We start from the raw sequence: 19,338 nt of genomic DNA, 5'->3' as shown, positions 1-19,338 counted from the left end.
AAAGCGCCGACCTATGATGCGTGAATTGCGGCAATCACTGCCGCTGCGCCCCTTTGCCGCCAATGGCCTCACCTTGAGTGGCGGCAAGGCCGGGCTGCGCTCGCCGCTCCTGCTGTCCTTCCTGCTGCTACTGGCCGCCTGCGGCTCGGGCGATGACGCGCCATCGGGGCCGCGGGCGCCGCTGGTCGATGTGGCAAAACCCCAGCAGCGCAATTTCGTCGATGAACTCGATGCGGTCGGTACGGCCCGTGCTAATGAACAGGTGACGATCTCCGCCCCCGTCGCGGAAAAGATCGAGCGCCTGTATTTCGACGATGGCGCCTATGTCCGCAAAGGGCAGCTGATCGCGGTGCTTTCACAAGAGCAGGAGCGCGCCGCGCTCGCCGCTGCAGAGGCGACGATGGAGCAGGCCCGGACCCAGCTCAACCGTATCGAAACGCTCAATGACCGCGGCTTTGCCACACGCGCCCAGCTCGACACGCAGATCGCCACCATGGCGCGGGCAAAGGCCGAAGCCGACGACGCGCGCGCCCGCATCGCCGACCGCACCGTCCGCGCGCCGTTTTCAGGCGCAGTGTCGCTGCGCAATATTTCGGCCGGGTCCATCGTTTCGGTGGGCGATCCCATCGCAACGGTCAGCGACGTCTCGCAGATAAAGCTCGACTTCGCGCTTCCCGAACAGGCATCGTCGCAGATAAAGCCGGGCCAGATCATAGAGGCGACCAGCGCCGCATGGCCGGGCGCGCGCTTTACCGGCCGAATCGCCACCATCGATCCTGTGATCGACCCCAACACCCGCGCCGTGACCGTGCGCGCGGTGCTTCCCAACCCCGGTGCCCGGCTGAAACCCGGCATGCTGATGGAAGTAAAGCTGAAACTGGGCGAAAGACAGGCGCTGGCGGTGCCCGAACTGTCGGTGATCGGCAGCGGGTCCGACCGCTATGTCTATGTGCTTGACGAAAACGACACTGCGCACCGCGCCACCGTAACCACCGGCCAGCGCGCCGAAGGTTATATCGAGGTGTCCGGCATCGAACCCGACGCGCGGGTCGTGACCGAAGGTGTCATCAAGGTCAGCGAAGGCACGAAGGTCACGCTTGGCGGGAAGCAGCCAGGCGACAAAGCCAGGGCCGAGCCGGACCGGGGCGCCGCCGCCGGCGGTAACAGCTGATGTTCCTTTCCGACCTTTCGGTCCGGCGGCCGGTGGTCGCGACGGTGCTTTCGATCCTGATCACCATCGCCGGGATCGTCGGCTTCCTCAATCTCTCGGTCCGCGAATTTCCCGATACCGACCCACCCGTCATCTCGGTGCGCACCAATTACACCGGTGCCAGCGCCAGCGTGATCGAAAGCCAGATCACCCAGATCCTCGAGGACCGGCTGGCAGGGGTCGAGGGGATCGAGACGATCACCTCGCAATCGCAGGACGGGCGCTCCAGCATCTCGGTCGAATTCAGGCCGGGGCGTGAGATCGACGCCGCTGCCAATGACGTGCGCGACCGCATTTCGCGCGCGGCGGGCGACCTGCCTGACGATGCCGAACCGCCAGAGGTTCGCAAGGTCGATTCCGACGCCAGTCCGATCATGTTCTTCATTGTCAGATCCGATACGATGGACCGTCTGGAACTGGGCGATTACGTCGACCGGGTGCTGGTCGATCGGCTTTCCAATGTCGATGGCGTGGCGCAGGTCTTTGCCGGCGGCGCGTCGCGTCCGGCAATGCGGGTCTGGCTCGACATGAACCGGCTGGCCGCATACCGCCTGACGCCGGGCGATATCGAAACCGCGCTGCGCAACCAGAATGTCGAATTGCCCGCCGGACGCATCGAATCCGAGGCGCAGAACCTCACGCTTCGCGTAGACCGCCAATATGTGACACCCGAAGACTTCGCCGCGCTGATCGTCGGGCGCGGGTCCGATGGCTATCTCGTGCGGCTGGGCGATGTCGCCCGCATCGAACTCGCGCCAGAGGACCTGTATTCCAATTTCAAGCTGAACGGCGAGACCGGCGTCGGCCTTGGCGTCGTGCGCCAGTCGGGCGCCAACACGCTGTCGGTGGCACAGGGCGCGCGCGACGCGATCGAGGAGATGAAGAAGGACCTGCCCGATGGCGTCTCCATCATCCCGGGATCGGACAATTCACAGTTCATCGAACGCGCCATCGAAAAGGTCTATCACACGCTGGCAGAGGCCGCGGTGCTGGTCGTCCTTGTGATCTTCCTTTTCCTGGGCAGCTGGCGCGCGACGCTGATTCCGGCGATTACCGTGCCGATCTGCCTTCTGGGTACTTTTGCGGTGCTGTGGGTGTTCGGTTTTTCGATCAACCTCCTGACCCTGCTGGCCTTGGTGCTGGCGATCGGCCTTGTCGTCGACGATGCCATCGTCGTCCTCGAAAACATCCATCACCGGATAGAGGAAGGCGAACCCCCCCTCCTCGCCTCCTTCAACGGCGCGCGGCAAGTCGGCTTTGCAGTGGTGGCGACGACATTGGTCGTGTGCGCGGTGTTCGTGCCGGTGATGTTCATCGCCGGGCAGACCGGCCTGCTTTTCCGCGAACTGGCCGTGGCGATGATCGCCGCAATCGCACTGTCGGGCTTCCTCGCCCTTTCGCTCACGCCCATGATCTGCTCCAAAATCCTGAAGCGGGAGGAGCGCGGCGGGCTGCCTGCCAAGATCGATCACGTCTTCGGCAAGGTGGAGCGCCGCTATGGCAACTGGCTCGACTGGTGCATGGCCCGCCCCTTCACGGTCTATGGCGGTGTCGCGATCTTGCTGGCCATGGCCGTCTGGGCATTCTCGACCCTTCCGAACGAACTTGTGCCCGCAGAAGATACCGGCATCGTCGAAGTCCGCCTGAACGCCCCCGAGGGGACCAGCTTCAACGCGCTGGTCGGCTATGGTCAGGAAGCCGAGGCCAAGATCCTGCCGATGGTCGACGACGGCAATGACGGCAAGCCGATACGCGGCGTCATCAGCCGCTTCCCCGCAAGCTTCGGATCGTCGGAGGATTTCAACGCCGGCCGCATGGTCATCTTCCTCAAGCCATGGGAAGAGCGCGAGGAAAGCTCTGCCGAAGTGGCGCAGATGATCAACGCCCGCTTGTCCGAACTGGCGGCCCTGCGCGGCAATGGCACGGTGCGCTCCTCGCTTGGCCGCGGGCGCGGGCAGCCGGTCAATTTCGTCATCGCGGGCACCAGTTACGACGATCTCGCCATCGCGCGCGATCGCATCCTCGCCGCAGCGGCCGAGAACCCGGGCCTCGTCAATCTCGACGCGGATTACGTGGAATCGAAGCCGCAGATCCTGATCGACGTAAATCGCGAACGCGCGGGCGATCTGGGCGTATCATCCGCCGCGATCAGCCAGGCATTGCAAACGCTGATGGGGTCGCGCCGCGTTTCCACCTTTACGCAAGGGGGCGAGGAATATCGCGTCGTCGTGCAGGCCGACGCGTCCGAGCGCGACCGGGAATCCAGCCTCTCCAGCATCTATGTCCGATCTCGCACGGGGGAGCTGGTGCCCCTGTCGAACCTCGTTTCGCTGCGCGAATCCACCTCTGCGCGCGAACTGGGGCGTTTCAACAAGATGCGCGCCATCACTTTGCAGGGCGGCCTTGCGCCGGGCTATTCGCTGGGCGAGGCGCTGAACTTCCTTGAGGATCAGGCCCGCTCCTCCCCCGAAGTGCTGGCCATCGGCTATCGCGGGGAAAGCCAGACGTTCCGCCAGACCGGCTCCTCGATCTGGATCGTGTTCGGCTTTACCGTGCTCACCATCTATCTGCTGCTGGCCGCGCAGTTCGAAAGCTTCGTCCACCCGCTCGTCATCATCATGGGCGTGCCGCCTGCGATCGCGGGCGGTGCCTATGGGCTGGCGCTGACGGGCAATTCGATCAATCTGTTCAGCCAGATCGGCATGGTTATGCTCGTCGGGCTTGCCGCCAAAAACGGCATCCTGATCGTGGAATTCGCCAATCAGCTGCGCGACGAAGGGGTCGAATTCCTCGCTGCAACGCGCCGCGCTGCGGTCCGCCGCCTTCGGCCGATCCTGATGACCTCCATTGCGACAGTCATGGGCGGCGTCCCGCTGGCGATCAGCACGGGCGCAGGTGCCGGTGCGCGCACCGCGATCGGCGTGGTGCTGGTGGCGGGCGTCGCATTGGCGACTTTCGTGACGATCTTCCTCGTGCCGGTGCTTTATGCAGGGCTCACGCGCAAGACCCGCCCGCCGCAGGCTGTTGCCCGCGATCTGGAGGAAGAAATCCGCGACAGCGGCGAGAGCATCGCCCCGGCCTGACCGGACCTGATCGCAACGGATGACGGCGCTATTCGCCCGGCGCGTCGGCAAGCCGGTGCAGCATGTCCATCAGGCTGGCGCGCTCCTCGCGGCTCAATGGGCTTGCGAATTTGTCAGTGGCCGCTTCAACCAGAGGCAGGCATTCCGTCACCAGTGCCTCGCCTTCTTTGGTCAGCGTAACGGTGATGACCCGGCGATCATCTTCCGACCGCGCCCGCTTGACCAGCCCGCGCTGTTCCAGCCTGTCGAGCGTGTAGGTGATCGCACCGCCATATTGAAAGCGCAGACGCGCAATCTCGCCCGGCGTGTGGGCCAGCCCGTGATACAGTGCCAGCAGCACGCCGAACTGATGCGATGTTACGACATGATCGCTGAGCGCATCCTCTACCCTGTCGACAAGGCGATTGAACGTCCGCCGCATGGTAAAGCCGATATCCTCGCGGATGAAGGCATCGCGATCGAACCAGGACATGGGAAGCCCGTCGCCCTGCCCAATCATCGCTGCGCTCCGTTCAGCATGACGTAGCAAGGGCGAATCGCTGCTGGATTCGCGCATTTGAAAGCAATGGAAAAATGCATGCATGAGCAATCAATATTCATGGTGGGCGGGTCGTCGTTTCGTTATGATGCGATGTCACGGGACTAAAAAATTCGGAAGGCTGCCTATGGGTTTTCCTTAGCTCAAACTCCCATTTCAGCCCACCAATAATTGACATTTGTTGGCATCTTCCACCGCAAGGCAATTAACGCGCGGTTGATCTGGGCCGACCGTGTAGATTTCCCGCCCCTCGCGCTCAAAATCGGGAGTATGAGTTCATGGCCGCGAAGCCGTAAAAGCATCCCCTTTCGGGCAGGATTTCCACCAATGTTAACGGTTTGCCCATCCAACCCATCGCTTTTTTCAGGCATTTCAACGCACCAAGGCCAAATCGTTCGCTCGACCGTGCTGCACCTGCGAAATGATTGAATTCCAACGGATCTGATCAGGTTTGTTACCTCGCAAGGGGTAGATTCTGACCGTAATTGACCGTTCGTCCAAGCCCGCTGCAACGAAATTGACCCTTGCTGCGTGCGCGAAGAGCTTGGTAAAAATTCGGTAAATCGCTAACATAGCGCAGTTAGCAACGTGGCTGACTGCAAGGGGAACGCAGGTCCGATTCATGAATGACGGCATAGTTGCCCAGTCTATCGCGCTGCCACATCGCAGCCCAAAGAGCCTGTTGCGCGGCTGGATCGGCTCGAACGATCAGCACGGCGACGGGGGCACACCCTCCATCTCGATTTCCGATCTGGTGCGCGGCATGCGTCACCGCTGGCGGATGTTCGCAGTCATCGTGGTGCTCGTCACCGCGCTCTTCGTCGCGCTCAGTTTCGTCTTCCCCGACCGCTATACGGCAGAGGCGTCGCTCAGGATCGAACCGGGTGTGCGCAACACCGCCCAGATCACGCAAGGCGACAATCGCCCGCCGGACGAGGCGCTGATCAATACAGAGGTCTCGCTGATCCGCTCTCGCGATGTCGTCGGAGCGGTCGTCGACGAACTTGGCCTTGCCAATGATATTGACTTGGTCGGTGCCGAAACGCCTGCCGATGATCGCCGTGACGCCGCCATCAGCGCCGTGACCGACGCGCTGACGGTGGAGCGCGAGGGTTCGAGCTATCTCGTCACCATCGAGGCCACGATGGCCGAGCCGCAGAAGGCAGCCGACGTCGCCAATGCGGTCGCCGCGCAATATGTCGCCATCCGCTCGACCAGCACGGTCGAGGACGGGAACGACAGGCTGGAGAACATCGAGGAGCAGATGTCCAGCATGCGCGCCAACCTCGATGATGCGGAGCAGCGCGCGGCGAATTTCCGTGCCTCGCGCGGGATCGTTTCGGACGGCACGTCGGGCACGGTGACCCAGCAGCAGATCGCCCCCATCTCGATGCAGCTCGCCACGGCAGAGGCGCAGGCGGCAGAGGCCGCGGCAAAACTCGCCTCGGCACGTAGCGAAATCGCGGGCGGCGGTATTGGCGCGCTTTCGGAAAACCTCAATTCGGGCGTCATTACCGAGCTTCAGAAGCAGCGTGCGGAAATCGTGCGGGAGCGGGGCGAGGTCATTACCCGCTATGGCCCCAATCACCCCGCCACGATCGAGGCGAACCAGAAGCTCAACGACATCGACAACCAGATCCGCGCCGAGGCGCAGCGGATCGAATCCAAACTGGCCAGCGATGCCCGCGCCACGGCGGCAAGTGCGGCTTCGCTGCGCGCGCGCCTGAATGGCCTGCAGGCCCGGCAGGCAAGTGATGCGCGCCATCAGGTCACGGCCGAAAGCCTTGAGCGCGAAGCCCAGAACCAGCGCGAAGCCTATCAGGAACTGTCACAGGCGGCGCAATTCGCCCGGCAGCAGCGCGAAGGCACCCTGCCTGCCGGCACCATCGCACAGCAGGCGCTGGCACCCAGCTCGCCAAGCTTCCCCAATCGTCCGCTGTTTCTCGTCCTTGGTGCCTTTGTCGGCTGCTTCCTCGGCGCTGGCGCGGTCGGATGGAGGGAGATGTCGGGCCAGCCCCTGCTTTCCCCGCAGGAAGTCATGGAAAAGGTCGGCGTCGGCTGCGGCGGCGTTTTGCCCCCGGTCACGCCCAAGCTGATCCGCAAAGCCGGTTCCGGACGGGCCATGTGGGAATATGTGGTCGCGCGCCCCACGTCGAAATATGCCGAGGCGCTGCGCCATATCCGCCGCGCCATCCGCTCCGACGTACGCGGCAAAACCGGCATTTATGCGATCACCTCTGCGGTTCCGGGTGAAGGCAAGACCAGCCTGACGCTGAGCCTTGGCCGCGTTGCTGCGATGGCAGGTGACCGTGTGCTGGTGATCGACTGCGACCTGAGGCGCCGCGCCCTCACGCGCGAACTCGGCATCGAGGCGCGTTCGTCGCTGGGCGACGTGCTGTCGGGCGATGCCCGGCTGGAAGAGGCGGTCGTCACCGATTTCGCATCGGGCATGTATGTGCTGACCGCGGGCGAAGGCGATAATCGCGCTCTCGACATCCTGGGTCAGCCCGAAATGTACGACATGCTTTCGGACTTACGCGGTCGTTTCGACCTCGTGCTGATCGACACGCCGCCGGTCCTGGCCGTCGCCGACGCCCGGACCATCGCGGCGATGAGCGACGGGACGATCTTCTCCATTCTCGCCGATTCCACGCCGGCCGGATCGGCATCTGCCGCCGTGCGCAGGCTGCAGGCGGACGGGATCCTCAACCTCGGGGCCATCCTCACCTTCACGCAGCCGAGCAAGGCGGCGCGTGCGGCGATGGGGCACAGCCACGGCAATTACGACAGCTACTACGCGGACTGATCTCTGGACATGCCCCCTCCCCGCATCTTCGCCAAGCGAACCCATGGCGCTGCCTGCCGGCGGCAGGGCCGGTTCGTATGCGTCAAAATAGCGACGGGCGTGCCGATACGGAGGCACCATGGGTAAGATTGAGCATGTCTTCGATGAAAGCGTGGCCAGCACCATGGTGGCCATCATCATCCCGACATTGAACGAGGAGCGCCACATCCTCGCCACGCTGGATTCGCTGGCGCGCCAGTCTTCGGGTCGGTGCCGCGAAATCATTGTCGTCGATGGCGGCAGCAGCGATGCGACCTGCGATATCGTGCTGCAATATTCGCTGCGCGATCCCCGGGTGCGGCTGATCCATAACGAGCAACAATTGCAGGCCGCAGGCATCAATCTTGCCGTTCGCCAGCTCGATCCCGATACGCAATATTTTATTCGCGCCGATGCGCATTCGGTCTATCCCGACGATTTCATCGACAAGCTGCTTACCGCCGCGCTCACCCATGGTGCGCAAAGCGTTGTCACCCGGCTCAAGGCGGAGGGTGAGACCTGCTTCCAGCGGGCGGTCGGCATGGTGTCGAACAGCGTGATCGGTACGGGCGGGGCCGTGCACCGGATCGGCGGCAATTCGCGCTGGGTCGAACACGGCCACCATGCGCTCTTCTCCGTTTCCAGCTTCAAATCGCTGGGCGGATATGACGAAAGCTTTGTCGCGAACGAGGATGCGGAATTCGACTTCCGCCTTTGTGCCGCGGGCGGACGGATCTGGTTCAGCAATGATTCCACGATCATCTACAGCCCGCGCGCGACGCCTGCAGCGCTTGCAAATCAGTATTTCCGCTATGGCGCGGGCCGTGCACGCAACCTGTTGAAGCATGGCGGCAAGCTGCGCCTACGCCAGCTGCTGCCGCCGATGACGGTCCTGATCGTCAGCCTTTGTCTTTTCCTGTCTTTAGCATCCCCCTGGTATCTGCTGGTGCCCTTCGCCTATCTGGGCGGCGTGGCGCTTGGCACTTTATCGATCTTCAGCCGTATCCGGTCGCGCTGCGCGCTGGCCGGGATCATTGCGGCACCGATCATGCACTTTGCCTGGGGGGCTGGTTTCCTCGTGACCTATCTGCGCAGCCGCGCGATGATGAGGTCCGTTTCCTCCATCCGGTAACCCGACATCGTGCGATTTGCAGAAGCGAAGAAAAATGTCGGGCTGGCTGTCCACGCCCGGCTGGGGGGCGAGGATATGTCGTTGGAGAGGACGGCCGAGTTCACGACGGTCATAAACAATTATAATTACGCTGATTACCTGCGCGACGCGATCGAAAGCGTGCTGGCGCAGACGGAGCCTGTGCGCCTGATCGTGGTCGATGACGGATCGACCGACCATTCGCGAGAGATCATCGCATCCTATGGCGACCGGCTCACCCCAGTCTTGCGCGAAAACGGCGGGCAGGTCTCCGCCTGTCTGGCCGGTCTGGAGCGGGTGGACACGCCCTATGTCCATTTCCTCGATGCCGATGATCGCCTCTTGCCCGATTTCGCGGCAAAAATCCGTGCAGCGCTCGCCAGCAGCCCGACCAAGGTGCAGTGCCGCATGCAGTCGATCGATGCCGGGGGCGCGCGCTTGCCGTCGGTGTTTCCCAGCTTTCCGGATGGCTATGATTCCGCGGCCATGCTGCATGACATCGCGGTTTGGAGCGTGCCGATCTCGCCGCCGACATCGGGCAATGTCTTTGCAACCGCCCTGCTCGCCGGGCTTCAGAGCGGATACGATTACGAAAACGCCATTGACGGCGTGCCCTTGTTCCTCGCCCCGGAAATGGGCGAAGTCGTCAGCATCGATGAAGCGCTTGTCGAATATCGCGTACACGGCAAGAACAAGCACCAGCAACACAAGCTGAGCATCGAGGGCATCGAAAGGGAAATGACCCGCACGCGTAACCGCCTCGTCCATTTCGCCGATCTTTCAGGCCGTGTCGATCTTGCCAAACAGGCGGAAACGGGCGGTCAGATGCTGGAATGGGAAATGCTGGCCAACGTCGCGCGCGGCAAGCGGCCTTCGCTGTCGCTGGTCCTGTCCTATATCCGGGCGCTTACGGCCAGTTCGCAGAACGCCAAGCGCAAGCTTGCCTTCAGCGCGTGGGCGCTGGCGCTATTCTCGCTGCCCGACGCCAAGCGGCGCGAACTGGCCGTGTCACGGCAGTCCTCGGTCAATCGCTCGGCCCTGCTGAAACGCCTCTTCGGGAGCCGCTGATCCGTGGAACAGGCGTTGGCGGATGAGCAGCCCGAAATACGGGGCACAGCGCGCGAACGGCAAGCGTCGTGGCTTTTCGGAGCCATCAATGTCGTCGCCGCGATCCTCCTCCAGAAATTCGGCCTGCCTGCCGGCTCTTCCGCGATCCAACTGGTCATGCCGATCTATTTCGCTTCGCTGGGGCTGGCCGTCTTCGGCCTCAAGCTGCAGGTGCATCCGACGCGATTGCTGCTCTACGGGCTGATGGCCGGGGCCATGCTGCTTTCACAGATGCTGACGATGCGGCCCACCGATGTCACGGCCATCGCGCTGGTGCTGGTGCTGTATGCTCCGATGGTGCTGATCATCAGGCTGGACGAGGATGTCTATCGCCGCATCCTCTCGCTCTATCAATGGCTTATGATACTCGCCGTCGCGCTCGTGTTCGGACAGCACGCGGTCCAGTTTACGCTGGGGTATGACAGCTGGCCGGATCTGGAAAACTTTCCGCCCGCACTTCTTTTCCCGGGTTACAACTACATCAACGAATTCGGCTACCAGTCGCCCTATGTGAAGCCCAACGGCATTGTCTTTCTCGAACCCAGCTTCCTGTCGCAATTCCTCGCGATCGCGCTGGTGATCGAACTGGTGGTGTTTCGCCGGATCGTGATGATGGCTGCCTTCGTCGCCGGGCTGTTTGCGACCATGGCGGGCACGGGCTTGCTGATCCTTGCCCTGTCATCGCCGTTCATCATCAGCCGTGTTCCGGTCAAGATGATCGCTGCGGGCGCATTGGTGCTGGTGGCCGTGGGCGGTGTCGCGGCATCGGTCGGGTGGATGGACACGGTCGGTGACCGCGTCGGCGAATTCAGCCGACCGGGGACCTCGGGCTATAACCGCTATATCCGTCCGATTCTGCGCGTAAGCGATTTGGTCGAGGAGCCTGAGCGCGTGGTCGTGGGGCATGGCGCGGGATCCGCCCCCTATGGTCAGGAGGGGGACGACACCGTGCCGCTGACCAAGATGTTCGACGAATACGGCCTGATCGCGACGCTGCTACTACTTCTGCTTATGATCCATGCCATGTTCGTGCAGGCACCATCGGTGCAGATCGCGGCCATCGTGTTCTTCTATTACAATCTGGGCGGCGGCGGTTTGAGCGTGCCGATCTATGTGCTTTTCCCGGCAGTACTATGCGCCAACATGCGCCTTACTGGACCGCTGCGTTCAGGACAAAGCGCGCAGCGCGTCGAGAAATCCGCCATAACCGGCCCCTTCCGCTTTGCTGCGGCCTAGGCAGGCAGGCGCTTTTCCATTTCCCGTTCGTAGGCGTCGGTCATGCGCTCCATCGTGAGGCTTCTTGCCAGCATTCGTCCCTTGGCGGCCATCCTTCGGCGTTCCTCGGGGTTTTCCACCAGTTCGATCATGGCCCGCGCCATGTGGATCGAACTGTTCTGGACAATGCGCCCATTGCCGCGATCCTCGATGAAATCCGCGCCAAAACCGACATTACTCGACACCGCAGCAGGGCCAAATGCCATCGCCTCGATAAGCGCGAGGCCGAACCCTTCGTTCACCGACGGAAAGAGGATGATGGCAGCGCGGCTAAATAATTCGACCTGCTTGTCAAAGGCGATATAGCCCGGCACCTCGACGTTTTCCCGGTCTCGAGGATCGAACTGGTCAAGTATCTCGTCAACCGGAACCGAGACGCCTGCGACGACCAATCGCATCTCGGGCCTTGCTTCGCGCAACTTGCGGAAGGCGCGCGGGACATAGGCGGCACCTTTGCGCGCTTCCCAGCTTGCGAACCAGACCACCATATCGTCGCGGCGCAGGCTTTCGTCCACATCGGCACTGCGCTTCAGCAGCTCGGGATGAACGGCCGCGGGAATATAGGCCGCCTCCCGCCCCTGAGGCAGGCGGCGTTCGACCCAATCGAGGGCGCGCAGGTTCTGGACTATGGTGAGGTCGGCAGAAACCACCCCTTCCCAGTCCCATCGTTTTTGCGCACGCCCAGTGAAAAGCTTGTACATCCGGCTTGTCGGCCAGTTGCCGATCCATTCCTCCGACCTGTTGGCAAGATCGTCATAGACACCAAGCCCGTGAATATGATTGATCATCAACGGTCGCGGCCCGCCATTCTTACGCAAATGGCGATAGAGCGGTGCCCCCGTACCCGATGACGTCATCACAACGTCGAAACGTTCCGGCTGCAATTTGCGGCCAAGTGCGCTGACCAGTCGCGGCATGGCAAAACGCGTTTTAAGCTTGGCCGCAAGTCCTTTGCCGGTGATGCCGGCATCCTCACCGTGATAGACTTCCACTTCGTGCCCGCGCTCGCGCAGCGACGCGGCCAGCAGGTGATAGATGCGCGAAGCGCCCGCGAACCGGTTGTCGGGCGAATGGGAGCAAAGCAGAATTTTCATCATTTTCATCTCGAAGGTCCGGAATTCACGATCTCGGCCAGGAGCTTGCGATTGATCGCAATGGATATCAGCGCATAGGCTGCAGCACCGCCCACCACTGCAATGCCAAGCCGCAGGATCAACACCACGTCCTGCGCCCAGCCCTGTAATACCGCGGTCACCGCCGCCATGACCAGCGCCGCGATCACCGGTCGCGCCAATGCGCCAACCTGCCGCACTACCGCAATGCCGAGAGCGAGCCGCACCAGTGCCAGCGTCTCTGCCAGATGGAGGATGCCGAAGCAGGCCCAGACCATGAGCTGTTCGAAAAAGCTGGCATCGGCAAGAAACCACATGGAGGTGCCGATATAGGTCAGGCCCACCACGCGCAGCCATACCAGCAGGTCGGGCCGACCGACCGCCTTCATCGAGGGCTGGGTCAGTGTCATCGCGAAATTGACGGTCGAAAACAGCGAGACTGCCATTAGCGCGATACCCGCGCGTTCCCATTCCGGCCCCATGACCAGCAGCACGACATCGCCAGAGACCAGGGCCAGCCCCGTGAATATCGGCAGCGACAACATGCTGCACAGCTCGGTGCCCTTCAGAAATGCACGCTTCATGCGGTCGGCATCGTCGCGTGCCCGTGACAGGATCGGCAAGGCCACGCGCGAAGTCAGCGCCGAAACGACCGCGACAAGCGCATCATTGATCCGAAAGGCGATATTGATAAGGCCCAGCGCCTCGAGCCCCTGGAACCGCCCGATGAGGAAAGCGAACACGCGCGGCGTAGCCACCCACATCACGTTTTCCGTCAGGCTGAGCCCGGCGAAAGATGACAGCGAGCGCGCCTCTTGCGCCGAAAACCTCAGGCGCGGAATGCGCGGGGTGATCATCAGCACCAGCACGGTCGAAACCAGCGCGAAGGAGACGTTCGACACGATCACCGCCCACGCCCCCCAACCGGCAAAGGCCAGCGCCAGCGCAACAACGACCGACACCAGCTTGGCCGCGCTATTGCGGATGGCCAGCGAACGGAAGCGCAGCTTGCGGGCCATGATCGCCTCGGGCACGCCGCGCAGGGCCAGCAGCGGGCAGGTCAGCGCCTGCACATAGACAAGGTTGCGGATCTCCTCAGCCCCGAAGAAATCGGCGACCAGCGGCGCTGCCAGCACCATCACCGCGAACAGTGCGATCCCCAGCCCCATCATCAGCGTAAAGCCGGTATCGCGCGCGCTGTTCGAATAATGGGTCCGCTGGATCAATGCCTCGCCAATGGGGATGCCGATGAAGGCCTCGGCAAAGGTGACGAGGAGATAGGCCGAACCGGCCATGCCGAATGCCACCGGCCCGATGATCGGCGCGACAAGGAAAGCGATCGCCATGGCAGAGAGGAAGGACAGCGCGCTATCGGCTGCCACCCACATCATCGGCCCGCGCAGGCCCTTTGCCCCTGCCGCCTGCCTGCGCCGGCTCACGTTTTCCGCCCGGTGACCAGCGCCAGCAGCTTGCGCCCGTTTTCGGCCCAGTCATAATGCGCCGATGCGGCGGCATAGGCGCCTTCCTGCATGGCATCGAGCTGATCGACATCGTCGATGAGCGCGATGATCGCATCGCATAGTTCGGAAGAGATATCGCGCACAAGGCAATGATCCATCACGCTTTTCGCCTGCCCCGTCAGCCCGGCCGACAATCCAGCCAACGGCGTGCGGGTCATGACGTAGTCGAGCACTTTCAGCTTGAAGCCGCCGCCCACCGCCTCAATCACCAGCCCCATGCGGCAATCCATGAGAAATGCCGTAAGATCATCGACATAGCCGTGGAACTTCGCAGCTTTGCAACGCTGCTCCCAAGTCTCCCGAAATTCGGCGGGGGCACCGCCGACGATGGCGAGTTCGATGCCCGCCTCGGCCAGCCTTGCATCTGCGACCTCAAGGAAAGCGGCGAGGTTATGCTGCTTCACGATCCATTGATAGGAACCGACGATCGCGATCCGGCGCGGCGTCGCCGAGGTGATCGCCCGCTCGGTCACGCGCACGCCTTTATACCCTGGCGGGATCACCGCCATCGCCCCCTTCGCACCGATGGCGCGGAAGGCCTCGCGGTCCTCTTCGGTCAGGGTCACGACCGCGTCGCAGGCGGCAGCCAGCGTCCTCTCGGCACGCGCCGTGCGCCGCGCGTTCAGCGCCAGCACCGCCTTGCGCAGCGGATTGCCGGTATAGGCGCGCGCGAGATCGCGGGTGACCTGCGTCTCGAAATCATGCGCCACATGGATCAGCACCGGCCTGCCTTTCGCCTTGGCCTCGATCAGCGGCAGCGCCCAGACCAGCGCATATTGGTCGAGCACGATGGCGTCCCACGCCTGCTCCGCCAGCAGTTCACCCAGCACGCGCCTGTATTCCGCCGTTCCGAACCGGCCCGACACCAGCGGATGGCGCGACAAAAGCGCGCGGATCTGCGAGCGCGGCCCACCCGGTACGACGGTAAAGGACAGGGAAGGCAGCGCCTCCTCTCCCTTCGCATCGGGGGCATCGGGACTGGCAAGCCCGACGAAGCGTACATCGGCCCCCGCATCAGCCAGCGCCTCGGCCAGAAAGGCGGTATACATGCGGTCACCCGCATCCAGCGGCAGTGGCAGCGCCCGCGCCAGCCAGAGGATCTGCGGCGCGCTCATACTGCAAGCTTTCTTTTCAGATGATCGCCAAGCCGCAGCGCCAGCGCCACCAGCGTCAGCGTCGGATTGGCATGGCTGCTGGTCGGCAAAACGGCAGCGCCTGCCACCGACAGATTGTCGAGCCGATAGACGGCGCAATCGGGATCGACCACGCCCATCGACGGATCATCGGCCATGCGCGCAAGGCCGATGTGATGCCCGCCGACCGCAACCGCATCCCCGGCGCGCTCGGCCAGCTCATCCGGATCCTCGGCCAGCCTTGCCACCCCGCTGGCGCCCAGCGACTGTGCCAGCGCGCGATAGGCAGCGCCCGCGCTTTTGATGTCGAGCGGGGAAATCTTCCAGTCGACCTCCAGCCTGTGCATGCCGAATTGGTCGGTTTCCCCCGTCAGGCAGACGCGGCTGTCGCGCGTCGGTTCCTGCTCAACGTTCATGTCGGCGGCATAGATGCCCGCCGGATTCTTCAGCGCCACATAGGGAAGCTTGCGCGTCGCCAGCATGTTCCTTGCGATCCAGTTCGCGGTAAAGCCCGCCACCCGCGGCGCACCCAGCACGACATTGCGCAAATGTCCTGTCCAGAAGGCCAGCCGATGTTCCATCGCGGCGGCGGAGGCATGATCGACCATGGCGAGTTTGCGCCGATATTCGGGGATCACCGTATTCTTGGCCAGATACATTAACGACAGGATGCCGTCGCGATGTGCCGGATCGACGATACCGGGGTGATGCAGGCGCACCATCGCATTCAGCACCCGGTTTTCGCGCTGATATTCAGGCGACAGCGTGAACTTGCGCCGGGCATAGATGCCATCGCGCGTCATCTCGAACCCGTGGCTGACGCCGCGCGATCCGGGGTCGAGCACGATGGTCCCGGCCGCCAGTTCGAGATGGCACATATAGCCGCGGCCCAAGAGGCCCGAATGATTGCCGATCCCGCCCTGCTCGCGCCAGCTATTGGCAAGCAGGCGATAGGTTTCAAGCCCGCCCGACGCGACCACGAAATGCGTGGCATGGACCATGTGCCGCTCTGCGTCCGGTGCGGCCAGAACGCAGCCCGAGACCCCGGAAAAATCGCCGCGCGCGACCAGATCGACACAGGTGGCATTGGTCAAAACGGTGATATTGGGCGCCGCGCTCAACGCCTGCCGGTTCTTGCGCCAGACATCGGTGGGAAGGCTGAAACGCTCGATCCGGTCGGTCTTCATCGCCGCATCGGCGAACCCGTCGATCAGCGCGCCGTCATCAAGCGCAGTGGCAGCGGCGTAATCGAATTCCCCTGCATCCAGCACCTGCTGCGCGCGGGCGTAAAAGGGCACGATTTCGTCATGGCCGATGGGCCAGCCCGGCAAGGAAAGCCAGTCGCGTTCCTCAAAGTCGATGGGGTCATAGGGCACGCAACGCCCGCCCCAGATGGACGAGGCACCGCCCAATTGCCGCTTACGATACAAGGTGGGTTCGGGATGGGCCGGATTGGCCGAAGCGCCATCGAAAAGCCCGCCGCCATCGACATCGGGCTTTTCCGATCCGGCGTCGACCAGCAATACGCTGGCCTTCGTGCCCATGAATTCCATGGCAAGCGCGATGCCCGCAGGCCCCGCACCGATGATGCACAGATCTGCGTCGAGCTGCTTGCCATGCGGCAGGTCCGATGCATCCATCAGCATGATGCGCCATCCAGCAATTTATGCGTTTCAGCCAGATGATCGGGCGAGCCGGTGCCAGTCAGCACCATATCCGCACCCGGCGGAATGGCCGCGATGGCAGCGCCGGCGTCCCCCGCATGCCCTGAGAAGATTTCCCGCACGGCCAGCACGAGGTCGCGCGCCCGCGCCTCTTCGACCAGTTCGGGCGCGGCCTGCATGACAAGGCAGGGCAGCTGCACGACCTCGATCCGCGGGTCGGCGATCGCGGCGGAGAACGCTTCGCGATCATCCACCGATGCGCCGATGCGCGCGGCCTTGCCTTCCTGCTTCAGCGCACAGAGCACCGTCATCGCGTCGCCGCGCAGCAATACCGCCGAGTCCGGGCTGTGAAGGAGAAAATCGTCCACCCGCTCGCGCCGGAGCCGTTTCAGCGATCCGGTGATCGCCTTGCGCAAATGCTGTTCGGACCAGTCCTGCGGCAACACACCGGCGCGGTTGCGCGCCGCCGCATCCGCGAGACCGGCGCGACGCTTCAGCAGTGGGCGCAGGATCGGCTTCGCGGCGAGGATGGCGCGTTTCTTCAGCGGGAAACGCTGCCCCGCCTTGGTCGTGACATGGGCTGCGGGCAAACCGGCAAGCAACTTGCCCAGCATGCGCTCGCTGTCGCCCTGGCCATAGATGTCGGCCGTGTCGAAATGGCAGACCCCCAGCATCGCCGCGCGCTCGACCAGCGCCCGTGCCCGCGCGGGATCGACACCGCCGACCAGCGAGCCCCATCGGCTGCATCCCAGAGACAGAACCGCCATGGCTTCAGGCAGCGTCCCTGAGTGACACGACAGGCGCATTGGCGGGCAAGAACAAAGTGATCCCCGTAGGCAATCCCGAAGCCGGCCACCATCAGGTGCGGCCACGAAAGGAGTGGGTCAGTGTCCTGCGTTCTCGCCAGATTGCTGCGGCGCGTCAAGCATTCGGCAGCGTCCTGTACCGTGGCAAAAGGGCTAGGCACCGTCCTACGATATTCCCGCCGCGCTGCCGCAGCACCGCCCCCCGCTCAATCGAGTTGGGCGACGAGGTAGCGGTAATCGGCCGAAACGCCGGGGTATTGCTGGCTGCTCAACATGCCGGGGAAGTCTGCGTTGGAATTCCAGTAGCTCTGGTAGATCATGTCGTGATCGGCGATCCAGTCACCCATCAGGGAGACATAAAGCCCCGCATCGTCGGACTTGACCCCCCATTCCGAAATCGCGGTCGGCTTGCCATGCGCGGCGGCGAAATCCTGCTGCCATTGCAGCCCGTAATCGCGGTCGACGGCCAGTTGGAAAGCCTCTGCCGGGTCAGCGGGGTCGCTGTCATGGGTGTAGACGCTAAGCCCGATGATATCGACATAGTCATTGCCCGGCCACGCATCCTCGGGATTCATGCCAAGGTCGCCGATATTGGGCGACCATTCGAAGACGAAGCGGTCCGACACGGCGCGAAACGCGGAAACGAACTTACGGAACGCGCTACGGTAATCCGATGTCTTGCCCGCTGCTGCCCACGGTTGCCAGTTGCCGTTGAATTCCCAGCCCGTGCGCACGAAAATCGGCCCGCTGCCCGGCGACGCCGCCAGCAAGTCCTGCGCCCCGGCCCTGTAATGATCGTCATAGCTGCCAGATGCCGAGGCCGAGAGCGAGCCGCCCTTCACGATAAGCGGGATGGTCCAGTATTTCGCGCGGTCGACGGACGACCAGTTCCCCGCGAGCCAGCCGATCGACCCCTTCCAGTCATCCCAGTTTTCGCGGCCGGTATGCAGCTGTACCGCCTCGGTCCTGCGGCCGAGCCAGTTTTCATAGCTGGTAAGCTGGGCCGGATCATTGCCGACAAACACCGAATTGACCGGATCGCCGGTATTGCTCCAGCTGCTGCTGGGCGTCGGACTTGGAGTTGGCGACGGGGTCGGCGTGGGTGTCGGGCTGGGCGTCGGGGAAGGAGTGGCGACGCTCGATGTCGAACTGCTCGACTCCGTGATCACGACGGCTTCGGTCGCGCTGGCACTATCGCCAGAGCCGCCGGAGCCGCCACAGGACGACAGCGCGAGAGCAATGAGAACGCAGGACATGACCCGATCATGGCGGTTAGGGGATTTTTGCATAGCCCCCTAGCTGCCGGAATGACCTTAATTTCAGTGTAACGGAGTTGGTGGTCAAATCCTTAAGCCGGGTGGACCGAGGCGACAAAACGACGAGCCGTGGAACAAAGTTCTACCTCGTCAAATTAATCCTGTCGGATAGGGCGTTTACCCCGAATGGGTGATGGCCTGACCGCCCTGCTCCGCTGTCCGTGATTCGGGGTTTTCAAGCGCCGCGCGGATCGTTTCCAGCGTTTCGCGCAACACTTGCTGCCTGTCTTCGGGAATATCCTTGAGAGCATCCGCAATGGTGGCATTGCGGTGATGGACGATAACGTCCGCAGCTTCGCGCCCGCTGTCGGTCAGCGCGATCACCTGTGTACGCCACTCGGTCTCATGCGGGGTTCGCGTCACGAAACCGCGCCTTTCCAGTTCCTTGATCGCACGGGCGACCTGGGCCTTGTCACGGTCGGTCGTCTGGCACAGCCGGTTTTGGGTAATGCCGGGATGATCGCCTATCACCCGCAGCAGGCGGCCCAGATACGGCGCCAGCGACAGCGCCTTGAGCGGCTGCATCTGTTGCAGCCGGTTGACGAAGGCCAACTCGACCTCGCGCAGCAGGTTGAAGATATTCTCGGTCACGGATGTGAC

The 19,338-nt window shown here is 63.1% G+C and carries 14 protein-coding genes; 6 read left to right on the top strand and 8 right to left on the bottom strand.

The genetic code is table 11. The features are described from left to right. Window positions 1-13: 13 nt before the first annotated feature. Both A9D13_RS15360 and A9D13_RS15355 read left to right on the top strand, forming a co-directional pair. Window positions 14-1,171, top strand: coding sequence for an efflux RND transporter periplasmic adaptor subunit (locus A9D13_RS15360; protein ID WP_229665334.1), 1,158 nt, complete (start codon window positions 14-16; stop codon window positions 1,169-1,171). Then, window positions 1,171-4,293 (top strand): efflux RND transporter permease subunit, encoded by a 3,123-nt coding sequence (locus A9D13_RS15355; RefSeq protein ID WP_066775605.1) that lies wholly within the window; start codon window positions 1,171-1,173, stop codon window positions 4,291-4,293. The genes A9D13_RS15360 and A9D13_RS15355 overlap by 1 nt, the downstream gene beginning before the upstream one ends. A 28-nt stretch (window positions 4,294-4,321) precedes the next feature. On the opposite strand, the gene A9D13_RS15350 is transcribed toward A9D13_RS15355, so the two are convergent. Next, window positions 4,322-4,765 carry a MarR family winged helix-turn-helix transcriptional regulator gene (locus A9D13_RS15350; RefSeq protein ID WP_172808191.1) on the bottom strand — a complete coding sequence of 148 codons (444 nt, stop codon included), beginning with the start codon at window positions 4,763-4,765 and terminating at the stop codon, window positions 4,322-4,324. Between the two features lie 688 nt (window positions 4,766-5,453). On the opposite strand from A9D13_RS15350, the gene A9D13_RS15345 reads away from it, so the two are divergent. The 4 genes from A9D13_RS15345 (at window position 5,454) to A9D13_RS15330 (ending at window position 11,148) form a co-directional block, all read left to right on the top strand. Next, a complete protein-coding gene (locus A9D13_RS15345; RefSeq protein WP_082922458.1) occupies window positions 5,454-7,637 on the top strand; it encodes a GumC family protein in 2,184 nt (727 codons plus the stop codon). Window positions 7,638-7,755: 118 nt separating this feature from the next. Next, a complete protein-coding gene (locus A9D13_RS15340) occupies window positions 7,756-8,787 on the top strand; it encodes a glycosyltransferase family 2 protein (RefSeq protein WP_066775599.1) in 1,032 nt (343 codons plus the stop codon). 75 nt (window positions 8,788-8,862) lie between these two features. Then, window positions 8,863-9,873: a glycosyltransferase family 2 protein gene (locus A9D13_RS15335; RefSeq protein WP_156522107.1), complete on the top strand. Its 1,011-nt coding sequence runs from the start codon at window positions 8,863-8,865 to the stop codon at window positions 9,871-9,873. Between the two features lie 3 nt (window positions 9,874-9,876). Beyond that, complete coding sequence (locus A9D13_RS15330; RefSeq protein WP_066775595.1) at window positions 9,877-11,148, top strand: hypothetical protein; 1,272 nt, start codon at window positions 9,877-9,879, stop codon at window positions 11,146-11,148. Here A9D13_RS15330 and A9D13_RS15325 read toward each other — a convergent pair. The 7 genes from A9D13_RS15325 to A9D13_RS15290 all read right to left on the bottom strand — a co-directional run bounded on the left by A9D13_RS15325 (window position 11,145) and on the right by A9D13_RS15290 (window position 19,329). Continuing rightward, window positions 11,145-12,281 (bottom strand): glycosyltransferase family 4 protein, encoded by a 1,137-nt coding sequence (locus A9D13_RS15325; RefSeq protein ID WP_172808190.1) that lies wholly within the window; start codon window positions 12,279-12,281, stop codon window positions 11,145-11,147. The two genes, A9D13_RS15330 and A9D13_RS15325, sit on opposite strands and share 4 nt — an antisense overlap. Before the next feature lie 5 nt (window positions 12,282-12,286). Continuing rightward, on the bottom strand, window positions 12,287-13,738 hold the full coding sequence (locus A9D13_RS15320) for an oligosaccharide flippase family protein (protein WP_066775591.1): 1,452 nt from the start codon (window positions 13,736-13,738) through the stop codon (window positions 12,287-12,289). Next, window positions 13,735-14,934 carry a glycosyltransferase gene (locus A9D13_RS15315; RefSeq protein ID WP_066775589.1) on the bottom strand — a complete coding sequence of 400 codons (1,200 nt, stop codon included), beginning with the start codon at window positions 14,932-14,934 and terminating at the stop codon, window positions 13,735-13,737. The genes A9D13_RS15320 and A9D13_RS15315 overlap by 4 nt, the downstream gene beginning before the upstream one ends. Then, complete coding sequence (locus A9D13_RS15310; RefSeq protein ID WP_066775584.1) at window positions 14,931-16,598, bottom strand: GMC oxidoreductase; 1,668 nt, start codon at window positions 16,596-16,598, stop codon at window positions 14,931-14,933. The genes A9D13_RS15315 and A9D13_RS15310 overlap by 4 nt, the downstream gene beginning before the upstream one ends. Further along, on the bottom strand, window positions 16,592-17,383 hold the full coding sequence (locus A9D13_RS15305; RefSeq protein ID WP_066775582.1) for an aldo/keto reductase: 792 nt from the start codon (window positions 17,381-17,383) through the stop codon (window positions 16,592-16,594). The genes A9D13_RS15310 and A9D13_RS15305 overlap by 7 nt, the downstream gene beginning before the upstream one ends. A 245-nt stretch (window positions 17,384-17,628) precedes the next feature. Continuing rightward, a complete protein-coding gene (locus A9D13_RS15300; RefSeq protein ID WP_156522106.1) occupies window positions 17,629-18,678 on the bottom strand; it encodes a glycoside hydrolase family 26 protein in 1,050 nt (349 codons plus the stop codon). Window positions 18,679-18,855: 177 nt separating this feature from the next. After that, the gene (locus A9D13_RS15290) at window positions 18,856-19,329 is read right to left on the bottom strand and encodes a MarR family winged helix-turn-helix transcriptional regulator (RefSeq protein WP_066775576.1); all 474 of its coding nucleotides are present in this window, start codon (window positions 19,327-19,329) and stop codon (window positions 18,856-18,858) included. Between the last annotated feature and the right edge of the window lie 9 nt (window positions 19,330-19,338).

It is taken from the genome of Croceicoccus mobilis, from assembly GCF_001661965.1.
In the GTDB taxonomy this organism is placed as follows: Bacteria; Pseudomonadota; Alphaproteobacteria; order Sphingomonadales; family Sphingomonadaceae; genus Croceicoccus; species Croceicoccus mobilis.
Note: the sequence above shows the minus strand (reverse complement) of the source record. Positions and strands in the feature narration are given on the sequence as shown.

Coding starts and splice junctions, on each gene's coding strand:
- A9D13_RS15360 (WP_229665334.1), top strand. CDS start 14: ATGATGCGTGAATTGCGGCAATCACTGCCGCTGCGCCCCTTTGCCGCC.
- A9D13_RS15355 (WP_066775605.1), top strand. CDS start 1,171: ATGTTCCTTTCCGACCTTTCGGTCCGGCGGCCGGTGGTCGCGACGGTG.
- A9D13_RS15350 (WP_172808191.1), bottom strand. CDS start 4,765: ATGTCCTGGTTCGATCGCGATGCCTTCATCCGCGAGGATATCGGCTTT.
- A9D13_RS15345 (WP_082922458.1), top strand. CDS start 5,454: ATGAATGACGGCATAGTTGCCCAGTCTATCGCGCTGCCACATCGCAGC.
- A9D13_RS15340 (WP_066775599.1), top strand. CDS start 7,756: ATGGGTAAGATTGAGCATGTCTTCGATGAAAGCGTGGCCAGCACCATG.
- A9D13_RS15335 (WP_156522107.1), top strand. CDS start 8,863: ATGTCGTTGGAGAGGACGGCCGAGTTCACGACGGTCATAAACAATTAT.
- A9D13_RS15325 (WP_172808190.1), bottom strand. CDS start 12,281: ATGAAAATTCTGCTTTGCTCCCATTCGCCCGACAACCGGTTCGCGGGC.
- A9D13_RS15315 (WP_066775589.1), bottom strand. CDS start 14,934: ATGAGCGCGCCGCAGATCCTCTGGCTGGCGCGGGCGCTGCCACTGCCG.
- A9D13_RS15310 (WP_066775584.1), bottom strand. CDS start 16,598: ATGCTGATGGATGCATCGGACCTGCCGCATGGCAAGCAGCTCGACGCA.
- A9D13_RS15305 (WP_066775582.1), bottom strand. CDS start 17,383: ATGGCGGTTCTGTCTCTGGGATGCAGCCGATGGGGCTCGCTGGTCGGC.
- A9D13_RS15300 (WP_156522106.1), bottom strand. CDS start 18,678: ATGTCCTGCGTTCTCATTGCTCTCGCGCTGTCGTCCTGTGGCGGCTCC.